This window comes from Bradyrhizobium lablabi (assembly GCF_900141755.1).
GTDB classification, from domain to species: Bacteria; Pseudomonadota; Alphaproteobacteria; order Rhizobiales; family Xanthobacteraceae; genus Bradyrhizobium; species Bradyrhizobium lablabi_A.
Map to the genome: position 1 here is coordinate 6,794,929 of NZ_LT670844.1, position 13,616 is coordinate 6,808,544.

A 13,616-nucleotide genomic window follows, 5' to 3' on the forward strand; every position below is an offset into this window, starting at 1 on the left:
GTCCCGGGCATCCACGTCTTTCTTGTTCACTCTCCCAAAGCAAGACGTGGATGGCCGGGTCAAGCCCGGCCATGACGGAATTCAAATCAAATACTGCTTGGTGATGATTTCGCCGAGCCTCGAATTGTCCGCGATGAATTCCTGGATGAATTCATGCACGCCGTGCTGGAAGATATCGTCCATGTGGCTGTGTTCCAGCCGGTTGCGGACACCGCGGGCATGGCGCTGCGAGGCGCCCTGGCGGCCATAGGCAACCCCGATCTGGTCGAGATTGCGCACCAGGTTGCCGTAGCAGCTTGCGAGCGACCGCGGCAGCGAGTCGTTGAGGATCAACAGATCAGCGATCAGCCACGGTTTCAGCGTCTCCCGATAGACCCAATGATAGGCCGTCAGCGCCGAGACCGAGCGCAGGATCGAGGTCCACTGGTAATAATCCAGGGGACCACCGACATGTTCCTCTTCCGGCAACAGCACGTGATATTTGACGTCGAGGATGCGGGCGGTGTTGTCGGCGCGCTCGAGATGCAGGCCGAGCCGCGAGAACCAGTAGGCGTCGTTGCGCAGCATGGTGCGGTAGGCCGAGCCGTCGAAGCGCAGCGAGGTTTCCTGCACGAAGCGGAGGAATTTCGTCAGTTCCTCGCGGGTTTTGGTGCCCTTGCCCCAGACTTCCTGCAGGTCGATCCAGGCGCCGTTGATGGTATCCCACATCTCGCTGGTCAGCGCGGTGCGCACCGAGCGCGAATTAAGCCGGGCGTTCTCGATACAGTTCTTGATCGAGGACGGGTTTGAGGGCGCGAACGACAGATACTCGACCACGTTGTGTTCGTCGGCTTCCTCGTAGACTTCATAAAAGCTGGCGCTGACGCCCGCGGTCAGTAGCGCCGAATCCCATTCGTTGGTCTTGCCGATATAGGTATTCGGCAGCGCGGTGACGCGCAGCGTCGCCTCGATGGTGCGCGCCAGATACTCCGCGCGTTCGACGTAGCGGGCGAGCCAGTACAGGTTTTCAGCGGTCCGCGACAACATGCGTGAATTCTGCCCTCTCTACTCGTCCAGTATCCAGCTATTCGTCCAGGATCCAATTACTCGTCCAATATCCAATTACTCGTCTAATATCCAAGTGTCCTTGGTGCCGCCGCCCTGGCTCGAATTCACCACCAGCGAGCCTTCCTTCAGCGCCACCCGCGTCAGCCCGCCGGGCACGATGGTGACGTGGTTGCTTCCGGTCAGCACGAAGGGTCGCAAGTCGACATGGCGCGGGGCCAGCCCCGCTTCGGTGCAGGTCGGGCAGGTCGACAGCGCCAGCGTCGGCTGGGCGATGAATCCCTCCGGCTCGCGCTTTAGCTTGTCGCGGAACGCCTCGATCGTTGCTTTCGTCGCGGCCGGTCCGATCAGCATGCCGTAGCCGCCGGAACCGTGCACTTCCTTGACCACCAGCTCGCCGAGATTGTCGAGCACGTAGGCCAGATCCTTCGGCTCGCGGCAGCGCCAGGTCGGCACGTTCTTCAGGATCGGCTCTTCGCCGAGATAGAATTTTACGATTTCGGGCATGTAGGAATAGATCGCCTTGTCGTCGGCGATCCCGGTGCCGACCGCGTTGGCGAGCGTGATGTTGCCGGCCGCATAGGCTGACATCAGCCCGGGCACGCCGAGCGCCGAATCCGGGCGAAACGTCAGGGGATCGAGGAAGTCGTCGTCGACCCGGCGGTAGATCACATCGACGCGCTTCAAGCCCTCGGTGGTGCGCATGAACACCTCATCGTTCTTGACGATGAGGTCGCGGCCCTCGACGAGCTCGATGCCGAGCTTGTCGGCGAGGAATGAATGCTCGTAATAGGCGGAATTGTAGACGCCGGGCGTCATCAGCGCCACCGTCGGCTCGGCCGAGGCACTGAGCGGCGCCACCGAGCGCAGCGCCGACAATAATTCGTCCGGATACTTTTCCACCGGCGCGACGCGGTGGCGGGCAAACAGGTCCGGAAACAGCCGCATCATGATTTCGCGGTTTTCCAGCATATAGGACACGCCCGAGGGCGTCCGCGCATTGTCCTCCAGCACGTAGAATTTTTCCGGGTCGACGCGGACGATGTCGATGCCGGCGATATGGACATAGACGTCGTGCGGCACGTCCTGGCCGTTCATCTCGGGGCGGAACACCGGGTTCTGGAAGATCAAATCGTCCGGGATGATATTGGCGCGCAGCACGTCGCGGTTGTGATAGATGTCGCGCAGGAACATGTTCAGCGCGCGGACCCGCTGTTTCAGCCCCTTTTCGAGGATGGTCCACTCTTTCGCCGACATGATCCGCGGGATCACGTCGAAGGGAATCAGCCGTTCCTGGGCTTCGGCGTCGCCATAGACGGCAAAGGTGATGCCGATCCGGCGGAACAGCAATTCCGCTTCCTGACGCCGATATTCGAGCGCATCCGGCGGCGTCTCCTTGAGCCAGCGGGAGAGCTCCTGATAGGCCGGGCGAAGCTCGCCGCCGGGCCCATTCATTTCATCGAACGCAACTGCCATATATCCCGACACTTTTCTGGGGCCATGCGGGACAGTGCATGACTGAAAGGGATGGTAGCAAGGCCCGGGCCAGCGCGATATGCATTCGCTGGCGTCATTTGGTAAGGACGTTCCGGGGACTTGCCTGAAAAACCGGCTGGCGGGTGCTTATTTCGGCAGCAAAACCCCGTGACTTCAAGGTGTTGGCTGGGCAAGGTCACGAAAATAGAGGGCGAGGAGAACGCATGAGCGAGATCGTCACCGCGGGAATTCTGGTGATCGGCGACGAGATCCTGTCCGGGCGGACCAAGGACAAGAACATCGGCTTCATCGCCGAATATTTGACCAATATCGGGATCGACCTCAAGGAAGTCCGCGTCGTCGCCGACGACGAGGCCGACATCATCGCCGCGCTGAACGCGCTGCGCAACCGCTACGATTACGTCTTCACCACCGGCGGCATCGGGCCGACCCATGACGACATCACCGCCGACAGCGTCGCCAAAGCGTTCGGCGTCGGCATCGACCATCATCCGGAGGTGGTGGCGCGGTTTCGCGAACGCTGGGGCGCGGCCGATCTGAACGAGGCGCGGTTGCGGATGGCGCGGATTCCGGACGGCGCCGAATTGATCCAGAGCGCGACCATCCTGGCGCCCGGCTTCAAGATCGGCAACGTCATCGTGATGGCCGGCGTGCCCTCGATCATGCAGGCGATGATGGACATCGTCGCCCCCAAGCTGAAATCAGGCGTGCGGATGCTGTCGGAATCGGTGCGCGCCAACGCGCGGGAAGGCGACATCGGCGGCCCCTTGCGCGACATCGCCATCGCCCATCCCGACACCATCATCGGCAGCTATCCGTTCATCGACGACGACAAGAAGCCGAACACTAATCTCGTGGTCCGCTCGCGCGACCCGGAAAAACTCAATGCCGCGATGAGCGCGGTAAAGGAAATGCTGGCGGGATTGAACGTCGCCCGGTGAGCCCAGAAACTTAAGGAGAATGAAGATGGCGGAGCATCCGGAACTGAGCGCGCAGGAGCGGGCCGGAAAAGCCTTTCCGGTGTCCTGGGACCAGTTCCACAGGGATTGCCGGGCGCTGACCTGGCGGCTGAACGAGGTCGGGCCGTTTCATGCGGTCATCGCGATCACCCGCGGTGGATTGGTGCCGGCGGCGATCGTCGCGCGCGAACTCGGCGTTCGCATCATCGATACCGTTTGCATCGCGAGCTACGATCACACCAAGCAGGGCGATTTGAAGGTGTTGAAGGGCATTTCGGCCGACACCGCAAAACTCGGCGGCGGAACGGGTAAGGGGCTATTGATCGTCGATGATCTCGTCGATACCGGCAAGACCGGGCGTCTGGTGCGCGAGATGATTCCCGATGCGCATTTTGCAACGGTATATGCAAAACCGATGGGACGGCCGCTGGTCGACACGTTTATCACGGAAGTGTCGCAGGATACCTGGATCTTCTTTCCCTGGGATACCGCGCTCTCGTTCCAGCCCCCGATCCGCGACGGCGCGGCGTGATTTTTTCTTACCTCGCCCCGCTTGCGGGGAGAGGTCGATCGCGTAGCGATCGGGTGAGGGGGACTCTCCGCGCATACTTCGTTTTCAGAATTTGCGGAAGCGGCCCCTCACCCCAACCCTCTCCCCGCGAAGAGCGGGGCGAGGGAGCAGGAATAGCGAATGCCGCTGCAAAACCGCGTCACGCCGACCGGCGACATCATCGCCACCTCGCATCGCGGGATGTTCACTGGCAATCGCGGCATCATTCACGACCCCGCGACGAAAACGCTGACGCGGCGCTGGGCGAGCCAGGCGTGGCTGACTTGCCTGTGCGAATTCCGTGGCTGGCGGCGCGAGGTGATGGGTGGCCGCAGCTGGACCGAATTGTTCTTTCTCGACGAGGCCACCGCGCTTTCGGCCGGACACCGCCCGTGCTTCTTCTGCCGCCGCGACGACGCCAATAGGTTCCGCGCCGCGTGGGAGGAGGGCAATGGGGTGCGAGGCGTTCTCGCGCGCGACATCGACGCGGTGCTGCACCGCGAGCGGCTGGTAGGAGCCAAGAAGCGGTTGCACGCGCTGCCGCTGCCACTGGAAGAGTTGCCCGAAGGGGCGATGGTGCAGCAGGGAAGCGAGAGCTATCTGATTGGGCAGGCCCGGGTACTAAAGTGGTCGGCTGCCGGCTATCGTCAGGCGGAGCCCGCGCTCCAAGACACCATGCTGCTGACGCCACCCTCGACGCTGCGCGCGCTGGCGTCGGGGTATCGACCGGTGCTGCATGGAAGCGCGATGTCGCCAATCCCATAGATGCCGTCATTCCGGGGCGCCGCGCAGCGGCGAGCCCGGAATCCATAACCACGATTGGGGGTTATGGATTCCGGGCCTGTCGCCTCAGGTCGGCAATTGCCGACCGAAGGCGCATCCCGGAATGACAATTTACCCAAACCTCTGCCGCGCCAGCTTCGCGCCCGCCCCCAGCGCCATCAGTTTTGCTTCGGCGATGGTCCGCTGCATCGGCGCCATGCCGCAATTGGTCGTCGCGACGATGTTGCTCTTCGGCACGAATTTCGAGACGGCGTCGATCACCTTGGCGACATCCTCCGCGGTCTCCACCGTATCGCTGGCAACGTCGATCACGCCGGCCTGCACCACCTTGCCCGTAAGCAGCGCGAGCAGTTCCAGCGGCACCTTGGAATTGCGGCATTCGATCGCGACCTGCTGGATCGGGCTCGCTGCGATCGCCGGAAAAATATCCTCATATTGCCGCCACTCGCTGCCGAGCGTCTCTTTCCAGTCGGTATTGGCCTTGATGCCGTAGCCGTAGCAAATGTGAACGGCGGTCGCGCAAGTGAGCCCCTCCGCGGCGCGCTCCAGCGCCTTGATGCCCCAGTCCGAGACCTCGTCCATGTAAACGTTGAAGGCGGGCTCGTCGAACTGGATGACGTCGACGCCGTCGGCCTGCAGCGCCCTGGCTTCCTCGTTGAGCAGCTCGGCAAACGCGAACGCCATCTTGACGCGGTCGCCGTAATATTTGTCGGCGATGGTGTCGATGATGGTCATCGGGCCGGGCAGGGTGAACTTTAGCTTATGCGTCGTGTGGGTGCGGGCGACGCGCGCCTCGTCGGCATGGACGCGGCCCTTCAGCCGCAAGGGCGCCACCACCTGCGGCACCATCGCCTTATAGCGATCCTTGCGGATTCCCATCTCGACCTTGTGGGCGAAATCGATGCCCTCGATCTTCTCCAAAAAACCATGGACAAAATGCTGCCGCGCCTGCTCGCCCTCGGTGACGATGTCGACGCCGGCGTCTTCCTGCAGCTTTACTGCCAGCATGGTGGCGTCGCGCTTGGCGCGCACCAGCTCGTCGCCGGACGATTTCCAGGGCGCCCATAATTTGTTGGGCTCGGCCAGCCATTCCGGTTTCGGTAACGAGCCTGCGATCGTGGTTGGAAACAGCATGGGTGCCTCCCGGAGGGTTCTGATTGAGTGCCTCTCTGCCATGTCTTATGCTTTAGGTACAGAACAACAAAAGTCGCCCTCTGGCCTGTCCCCGGGGCGATGGCAAGGGAAACCATGATCGACCTCCATTACGCGCCGACGCCGAACGGCTGGAAAATCTCGATCATGCTGGAAGAACTCGGAATTCCCTATTCTGTCATTCCGGTCAACATCCGCTCCGGCGAACAGTTCGAGCCGGAGTTTCTGGCGATCAGCCCCAATAATCGTATCCCGGCGATCGTCGACCATGCACCCGCCGACGGCGGCGAGCCGTTTGCGGTGTTCGAGACCGGCGCGATCCTGATCTATCTTGCCGAAAAAACCGGCCGCTTTCTGCCGGCGGACATGCGCGGTCGCTCGAAAGTGGTGCAATGGGTGATGTGGCAGATGAGCGGGCTCGGTCCGATGCTCGGCCAGCACGGCCATTTTGCGCTCTATGCGCCCGAAAAAATTCCCTACGCCATCGAGCGCTATCGTGACGAAGCCGCCCGGCTTTATCGCGTGCTCGATACCCAACTGGGCAAGACAGGCCGCTATGTCGCCGGCGATTACTCGATCGCCGACATCGCCTGCTTCCCCTGGACCATGACCCACAAGGCGCAAGGCTTTACGCTCGACGATTATCCCAACATCAAGCGCTGGTACGCGCAGGTGCGCGCGCGGCCGCAGGTGCAGGCGGGGCTGGCGATCGGCAAATTCGTCAAGGAGCCGTTCGACGAGGAGGCGCGCAAGAACATGTTCGGGCAGAAGGCGAAGGAGATGGCGGAGAGGAAGTGACTCCTTTACCTCGCCCCGCTTGCGGGGAGAGGTCGATCACGAAGTGATCGGGTGAGGGGGACTCTCCGCGAGTCCGCGTCTGTCGAGAGAGCCCCTCACCCCAACCCTCTCCCCGCGAAGATGAGCGGGGAGAGGGAGTAAGACGTCGACAGCCTGCGAAACAAAATCAAATCAAAGGAAACGCCATGATCGAATTCTTCTTCGACTGTTCCAGTCCCTGGACCTATCTCGCCTTCCACAACATCCAGCCATTGGCAAAAGAATTCGGCCAGGAGATTTCGTGGCGGCCGATTTTGGTAGGCGGCATTTTTAATTCCATCAATCCGAGCGTCTATGCTTCGCGGGAGCATCCGGTAGAGGCCAAGGTCAACTACATGAAGAAGGACATGGCCGACTGGGCGCGTTCCGCGGGGCTCGCCATAAAGATGCGGCCGACGGTATTTCCGGTCAACAGCGTCAAGGCGATGCGCGGCTGCATCTGGTCGGCTAAGGACATGTTGCCGTTCGCCCGCGCGGTGTTCGAGACCTATTGGGGCGGCGACCAGGATATTTCACAGGATGCGGTGCTGACGGAGGTCTGCAAGAGCGTCGGCGTCGATCCCGCGAAATTCCTGGCCGGGATCAGCGACCAGGCGATCAAGGATCAGCTCAAGGCCAACACCGACGAAGTGATGGCGCGCGGCGGGTTCGGCTCGCCGACCATTTTTGTCGACAAGACCGACATGTATTTCGGCAACGACCGCTTGCCGCTGGTGCGCGAAGCCTTGGCGCGGCGAAAAGCGAGCGCGGCCTGATGCCGAAGGCGGTCATCTGCCGCGAGCTCGGTCCGCCCGAGCGCTTGCGCCTCGAAACTTTTGTCAACGCGCCGCTGCAGCAGGGCGAGGTACGCGTCGCCATCCGCGCCGCCGGGATCAATTTTCCCGACATCTTGATGGCGGCGGGCGAATATCAGTTAAAGCCTGAGCTGCCATTCACGCCCGGGGTGGAAGCCGCCGGCGACGTGATCGAGGTCAATGGCGCGCCCGGTGTCGCCGTCGGCGACAAAGTGATCGTCAAGATGCGGCACGGCGCGTATGCCGATGAGGCGGTGGTGGCGCCGTCGCAGCTTGCGCCATTGCCATCGACCTTCGACTATGCCGAAGGCGCGACCTTTCTCGCAGCCCACGGCACCGCCTATCACGCGCTGATCGACCGCGGCCAGCTTCGACCGGGCGAAGTGCTGCTGGTGCATGGCGCCGGCGGCGGCGTGGGGCTAGCCGCGGTCGAGATCGGCAAGTTTTTGGGGGCGACCGTGATCGCGGCGGCCTCGAGCGAGGAGAAACTCGCGGTGGCGAAGGCGCGCGGCGCCGATCATCTCGTGCTTTACGCCCGCGAGCCGTTCCGCGACGCGGTGAAACGCATCACCGATGGCCGTGGAGCCGACGTGGTGTTCGATCCCGTCGGCGGCGAGATTTTCGAGAACTCACTGCGCTGCATCGCCTGGGGCGCGCGAGTCCTCGTGATCGGTTTCACCGGCGGCATTGGGCTCGCCCGTACCAATCTCGTGCTGATCAAGGGCGCCAGCGTGCTCGGCGTCCGTGCCGGCGAAGCGGTGCGGAAAAATCCGGCGCTTGGCGAGGTTCGGTTGAAGGCGCTGAATGGGTGGGCGGAGGCTGGAAAGCTGCGGCCGAACATCTCGCACCGATTGCCGCTGGAAGATTTTGCGCAGGCGATGCGGCTTCTGATCGATCGCAAGGCGATCGGGCGCGTAGCGCTGATGATGCGGTAGTCTCTCAATCGTCGTCCCTGCGAAAGCAGGGACCCATACCGCGTGATCTATCGAGAACGCACAATTGGGAGACGCTCTTCGTAAAACTAAAGCCGGTGGTTATGGGTCCCTGCTTTCGCAGGGACGACGGAAGGGGTTGTGGCATCGCCTCACTCATACTCCCGCTCGTCCCACCACGGAAAGTAATCCGGCATATCCGAAGACACCTTGTTCTTGAACTCTGCCGGCCGCTTTTCCAAAAACGACACCACGCCTTCTTTCACATCTTCCGAACGCCCACGCGCGTAGATGCCGCGGCTGTCGACCTTGTGGGCTTCCATCGGATCGTCGGCGCCCAGCATCCGCCACATCATCTGGCGGATCAGCGCCACCGACACCGGCGCGGTCTTTGTCGCGATCTCGCGCGCCAGCGCGCGCGCGGTCGGCAATAATTCGTCCGCCGGCACCACCTTGCTGACGAGGCGGCCGGCAAGCGCTTCCTGCGCCGGAAATACCCGGCCCGTGTAGCACCACTCCAGCGCCTGCGAGATGCCGACAATGCGCGGCAAGAACCAGCTCGAGGCGGCCTCCGGCACGATGCCGCGCTGGGAAAACACAAAACCGAAACGCGCATCGACCGACGCGATACGGATGTCCATCGCAAGCTGCATGGTGACGCCGATGCCGACCGCCGGCCCGTTCACCGCCGCGATCACAGGTTTTAGGCATTTGAAGATGCGCAAGGTGACCTGGCCGCCGCCGTCGCGCACATTTGGATCGCTGTAATCGACCCTGCCATCGGCAAGCCGTTTGACGGGCCCGCGCCGCGCGTCGCGATCAAAGGTGTCGGCGCCGGAGGAGAGATCAGCGCCGGCGCAGAATGCGCGCCCAGCGCCGGTGACGATGATGGCGCGGATGTCGTCGTCTTTGTCGGCCGCATCGAAGGCGTCGATCAACTCCTTCTGCATCGCGGCATTGAAGGCGTTGAGCTTTTCGGGGCGGTTCAGCGTGATGGTGAGAATCTGCTCGGCGACCTCGTATTTGATCGTCTCATACGCCATGGGGTTTCCTCCGGTGTTGTTTGTTGTTTTCCTCTCGTCATGCCCGGGCTTGTCCCACGGGTGTCTGGCACGGTCCATGCTTGAAGGAGCGCACGGCATTGATTCTACTCGTTTCCAGCTGGTTGCGAATCATCTGGACACGAAAAGGGATCAACGCCGTGCGGCATCAGAATATCGTTTTTCATGGGCTTCTGAAGCATATTCCGTGGTCGATGCTCGATCGGCTTGTGGATCAGTACAATGCCGACTGGGATGGCCGTGTCGTCAAGACCAGGGCTCATTTGATCGCGATGCTGTATGCGCAGTTTTGCGGCGCGCGGAGCCTGCGCGAGATTGAAACGAACCTGCAAAGCCACGCCGGCAAGCTTTACCATCTCGGCGGCCGCACCATATCGAGATCGGCGCTCTCGACCGCCAATGCTTCGCGTCCTGTGGAGGTCTTCGCAGGCCTGCTTTCGGCCCTGATGGCGCAGTTGCAGGCCGGCTATCGGCGGAAGATCGGCGATTGCGTTCGGCTGATTGATTCGACCAGCGTGCAGCTGAGCAGCCTGAGCGGCGATTGGGCGACGTTTTCGGCGGGAGTTTGCGGCGCCAAAGCGCACATCATCTACGATCCGGATGCCGATCAACCGCTGTACCTGATGGTGACACCGTCGAACGTCAACGACATCACGGCCGCCAAGGAGATGCCAATCGAGGCGGGAGCGACTTACGTTTTTGACCTCGGCTATTACGATTATGGTTGGTGGGCGGAGCTTGATCAGGCGGGTTGCCGCATTGTCACGCGCCTGAAGTCCAACACGCCTTTCACCGTCGTCGAGGATCGGCCGGTGTCGCCGGGATCGTCGATCCTCAGCGATCGGACCGGGTATCTTCCCAAACGGCTCGCCGCGTCGCGTCAAAACCCGATGGCGGGTCTCGTCCGTGAAATTCGCGTCATGATCGAGACCGGCAAGGTGCTGCGCATCTTCACCAATGACCTGGAGGCAAGCGCGCAAGAAATCGCCGATTTGTACAAGCGGCGATGGGCCATCGAGTTGTTCTTTCGATGGGTCAAACAGACCTTGAAGATCGGCCACTTCTTGGGAACCTCCGAAAACGCCGTTCGCATTCAGATCACTGTCGCGCTGATCGCCTTCCTGCTGCTGCGGCTGGCTCACGACGCCAACAGGATCGTGACCGGCCCGCTCGCCTTCGCAAGGCTCCTGCGAACAAACCTGATGCATCGGCGCGCGATCGCTGAGCTTCTCCAAGCTACGCCACCCCCCGAGCCACAACAGTCCAGATTTGACTTCGGACCACACGCAACCCGTGCGGCGCAACGGCGCAGCCATATTCGTGTGGATGCCGCCATGGAGAAGGCGGCATGATAAGCACAGACCGTGCCAGACACCCGTGGGACAAGCCCGGCCATGACGGTGTTGTTTATCGGGGCGTCAGCCTGGCGGCGCCTGGCCACGGCTTCTGCGGCCCGCGCATCCCCTCGAACGCCTTCGCCATCCCCAAGACGCCGAGATCATCAAAACGGCGGCCGACGATCTGGACGCCGATCGGGAATCCACTTTCGCTGAAGCCGCCATTGATGGCGGCGGCCGGATTTTCCGACATGTTCCACGGCACGGTGTAGCAGATGTGCTCGAATGGTTTTGCCGGATCGTTGATCGGGGAAGCGAATTCGGCGGGGAAATTCACCACCGGCGATACCGGCGACACCACGTAATCGACATCGGCGAACAGCTTTGCCGCGGCGCTGCGGATCGCCATCGTGGCATTGAAACCCCTGATGACATCGACGCCGGAAAGTTTCGCGCCGGATTCCCCCCATTTGACGATATAGGGCAGCGCCTTGGCGCGCTCGCTCTCGCTTAGTTTTGCAAGGTCGTCCCACATCCGCGCGCGCCAGAAATTGTCGAGACCGTCGAGCATCTCGCGCGTCAATATGCCGTCGACTTCGGTGATAACGGCGCCGGCGGATTCGAATGCTTTCGCGGCCTTCACAGCCACCGCGCGGACTTCCTTTTCCAGCGCCTGGCCGACGCCGAGATCGAGCATCAACCCGATGCGCAGTTTCCGCGGCGACTTTTCGAGCGCCTTCCAGTTGATGTTGTCAGGCGGCAGGCTCATGCCGTCGCGGCGATCCGGTCGCGACAACACGCTCATCATCAGCGCGGCGTCGTCGACAATGCGGGTCATGGGACCTGCGACGCGGCCGACATAGGACGGATCGATCGGGATCCGCCCGAGGCTCGGCTTCAACGCGACGAGGCCGCACCAGCAGGCCGGCAACCGCACCGAGCCGCCGATATCGGTACCGAGATGCAGCGGGCCGTAACCCGCGGCGCCCGCGGCGCCGGCGCCTGCGCTCGAACCGCCGGGGTTCTTGCTGAGGTCCCAGGGATTACGGGTCAATGGGTGGAAGCTCGACAGCCCCGACGACAGCATGCCGTAATCCGGCATGGTGGTTTTCGAAAAAATCACCGCGCCCGCTTCGCGCAAGCGCGCCGCCGGCGGCGCGTCGACGGCCGCGGGCACCAGCTTGACGCTGGCCGCGCCAAGCGGCACCGGCACGCCTTTGGTCGCGATGTTGTCCTTGATCGTGACGGGCACGCCGTCGAGCGCGCCGGTCGGCTCGCCCTTCTGCCAGCGCTCGGTGGACGCTTTTGCGACCGCGCGCGCGCCGTCGGGATCGAACGCGTAAAGTGCCTTGATGTGCGGTTCCCATACCGCGACATGGGCCAGCACGTCTTCCAGCACTTCCGACGGCGAGAATTGCTTGGCACGAAAGCCCGCGATCAGGTCGATCGCGCTGAGATCGTGCAGCGAGGTGACCGCGTCATTCGATGCCGGCTTATGCATGGGCGCCGACCGGGAGGCGGGTTTCGATGATGCGCGCGAACATGCTGGCGCCGACGGGTAAGATCTTGTCGTCCAGCACATAGCCGGGATTGTGCACCGGCACCGAGCCGTCGTGGCCGACCCAGAAATAGGCGCCCGGTATGGCCTGCATCATGTCGGCAAAATCCTCGCTGCCCATCTTCGGCTGCGAGCGGGTGATGACTTTTGCCGGGTCGACCACGGTGCGCGCCACCGCCTCGACCACGCGGGACTGTTCTTCCTGGTTCACGAGCACACTGAACGTGTCGCGAATGTCGGCTGTGATCTCGACTTGGAACGCGGTCGCCATGCCGGCGCAGATCGCGCGCATCCGCTCGCGGATCAGCGCGCGCACCTCGTCGGAAAAGGCGCGGACGGTGCCGCAGAGTTTTGCCTCGCCCGGGATCACGTTGTAAGCGGAGCCGGCGTGAATTTGGGTGATCGACACCACCGCCGCCTTCAGGGGATCGACGTTGCGGCTGACGATGGTCTGTAGCGCCTGTCCGAGCGTCATCGCGATGACCACCGCGTCCTTGGAGCGTTCTGGCATCGCGCCATGGGCGCCATAGCCCGAAATGGTGATGTCGAAGAAATCGGCGCCGGCCATCGCCGGCCCCGGAAGGATGGCGACCTCGCCATGATTCAGGTCGGGCGCGTTGTGCAGCCCATAAACCTCGTCGCAGGGGAATTTCTCGAACAACCCGTCCTTGATCATGGCGCGGGCGCCGCCGAGGCCTTCTTCGGCCGGCTGAAAGATGAAATGCACGGTGCCGTCGAAATTCCTGGTCTCGGCGAGGTAGCGCGCGGTGCCCAGCAACATGGTGGTGTGGCCGTCATGGCCGCAGCCGTGAAAACGGCCGGGAATGGTCGAGCGCCACCTTAAGTTGGTGTTTTCTTCCATCGGCAGCGCGTCCATGTCGGCGCGGAGCCCGATGCGCTTTCCGTTGGAGCCCTTGCCCTTGAGCACGCCGACCACGCCGGTGCCCCCTAAGCCGCGATGCACCTCGATGCCCCATTGCGTCAGCTTGTCGGCGACGATGCCTGAGGTTCGGACTTCCTCGAAGCCGATCTCGGGATGGGCGTGCAGATCGCGGCGGATTGCGGTGAGTTCGTCGGCAAAGGCTTCGATGCGGTCGATATTGGGCATGTCT

The 13,616-nt window shown here is 62.5% G+C and carries 12 protein-coding genes and 1 pseudogene; 7 read left to right on the forward strand and 6 right to left on the reverse strand.

Features of this window, described 5'->3' with window-relative positions; translation table 11 throughout:
* Window positions 1-81 precede the first annotated feature (81 nt).
* Together B5526_RS31520 and B5526_RS31525 are read right to left on the reverse strand one after the other, a co-directional pair.
* Window positions 82-1,026 carry an alpha-E domain-containing protein gene (locus B5526_RS31520; RefSeq protein WP_079543643.1) on the reverse strand — a complete coding sequence of 315 codons (945 nt, stop codon included), beginning with the start codon at window positions 1,024-1,026 and terminating at the stop codon, window positions 82-84.
* A 75-nt stretch (window positions 1,027-1,101) separates the two neighbouring features.
* Window positions 1,102-2,520, reverse strand: a complete 1,419-nt coding sequence (locus B5526_RS31525) for a circularly permuted type 2 ATP-grasp protein (protein WP_079543644.1) — start codon at window positions 2,518-2,520, stop codon at window positions 1,102-1,104.
* A 224-nt stretch (window positions 2,521-2,744) separates the two neighbouring features.
* Here B5526_RS31525 and B5526_RS31530 point away from each other — a divergent pair, with 224 nt between their 5' ends.
* The 3 genes from B5526_RS31530 (at window position 2,745) to B5526_RS31540 (ending at window position 4,815) form a co-directional block, all read left to right on the forward strand.
* Entirely contained in the window at window positions 2,745-3,482 is a 738-nt protein-coding gene (locus B5526_RS31530; RefSeq protein ID WP_079543645.1) for a competence/damage-inducible protein A, read from the forward strand.
* 19 nt (window positions 3,483-3,501) lie between these two features.
* Window positions 3,502-4,032 (forward strand): xanthine phosphoribosyltransferase, encoded by a 531-nt coding sequence (gene gpt / locus B5526_RS31535; protein ID WP_433994607.1) that lies wholly within the window; start codon window positions 3,502-3,504, stop codon window positions 4,030-4,032.
* Window positions 4,033-4,191: 159 nt separating this feature from the next.
* Window positions 4,192-4,815: a hypothetical protein gene (locus B5526_RS31540; RefSeq protein ID WP_079543646.1), complete on the forward strand. Its 624-nt coding sequence runs from the start codon at window positions 4,192-4,194 to the stop codon at window positions 4,813-4,815.
* Between the two features lie 129 nt (window positions 4,816-4,944).
* On the opposite strand, the gene B5526_RS31545 is transcribed toward B5526_RS31540, so the two are convergent.
* Complete coding sequence (locus B5526_RS31545) at window positions 4,945-5,967, reverse strand: methionine synthase (RefSeq protein ID WP_079543647.1); 1,023 nt, start codon at window positions 5,965-5,967, stop codon at window positions 4,945-4,947.
* Window positions 5,968-6,081: 114 nt separating this feature from the next.
* Between B5526_RS31545 and B5526_RS31550 the strand changes: the two genes are divergently transcribed.
* The 3 genes from B5526_RS31550 (at window position 6,082) to B5526_RS31560 (ending at window position 8,551) form a co-directional block, all read left to right on the forward strand.
* Window positions 6,082-6,783 carry a glutathione S-transferase N-terminal domain-containing protein gene (locus tag B5526_RS31550; protein WP_079545655.1) on the forward strand — a complete coding sequence of 234 codons (702 nt, stop codon included), beginning with the start codon at window positions 6,082-6,084 and terminating at the stop codon, window positions 6,781-6,783.
* A 185-nt stretch (window positions 6,784-6,968) separates the two neighbouring features.
* Window positions 6,969-7,577, forward strand: coding sequence for a 2-hydroxychromene-2-carboxylate isomerase (locus B5526_RS31555; protein ID WP_079543648.1), 609 nt, complete (start codon window positions 6,969-6,971; stop codon window positions 7,575-7,577).
* The gene (locus B5526_RS31560) at window positions 7,577-8,551 is read left to right on the forward strand and encodes an NADPH:quinone oxidoreductase family protein (protein WP_079543649.1); all 975 of its coding nucleotides are present in this window, start codon (window positions 7,577-7,579) and stop codon (window positions 8,549-8,551) included. Before B5526_RS31555 ends, B5526_RS31560 begins: the two co-directional genes overlap by 1 nt.
* A 149-nt stretch (window positions 8,552-8,700) precedes the next feature.
* On the opposite strand, the gene B5526_RS31565 is transcribed toward B5526_RS31560, so the two are convergent.
* Entirely contained in the window at window positions 8,701-9,591 is an 891-nt protein-coding gene (locus B5526_RS31565) for a crotonase/enoyl-CoA hydratase family protein (protein WP_079543650.1), read from the reverse strand.
* A 158-nt stretch (window positions 9,592-9,749) separates the two neighbouring features.
* On the opposite strand from B5526_RS31565, the pseudogene B5526_RS31570 reads away from it, so the two are divergent.
* Window positions 9,750-10,871 (forward strand): annotated as a pseudogene (locus B5526_RS31570) (IS4 family transposase); the annotation flags it as partial.
* A gap of 145 nt (window positions 10,872-11,016) precedes the next feature.
* Here the strand turns inward: B5526_RS31570 and B5526_RS31575 are convergent.
* Both B5526_RS31575 and B5526_RS31580 read right to left on the reverse strand, forming a co-directional pair.
* Window positions 11,017-12,447 carry an amidase gene (locus B5526_RS31575; RefSeq protein WP_079543651.1) on the reverse strand — a complete coding sequence of 477 codons (1,431 nt, stop codon included), beginning with the start codon at window positions 12,445-12,447 and terminating at the stop codon, window positions 11,017-11,019.
* Window positions 12,440-13,612, reverse strand: a complete 1,173-nt coding sequence (locus tag B5526_RS31580; RefSeq protein ID WP_079543652.1) for a M20 aminoacylase family protein — start codon at window positions 13,610-13,612, stop codon at window positions 12,440-12,442. Before B5526_RS31580 ends, B5526_RS31575 begins: the two co-directional genes overlap by 8 nt.
* Between the last annotated feature and the right edge of the window lie 4 nt (window positions 13,613-13,616).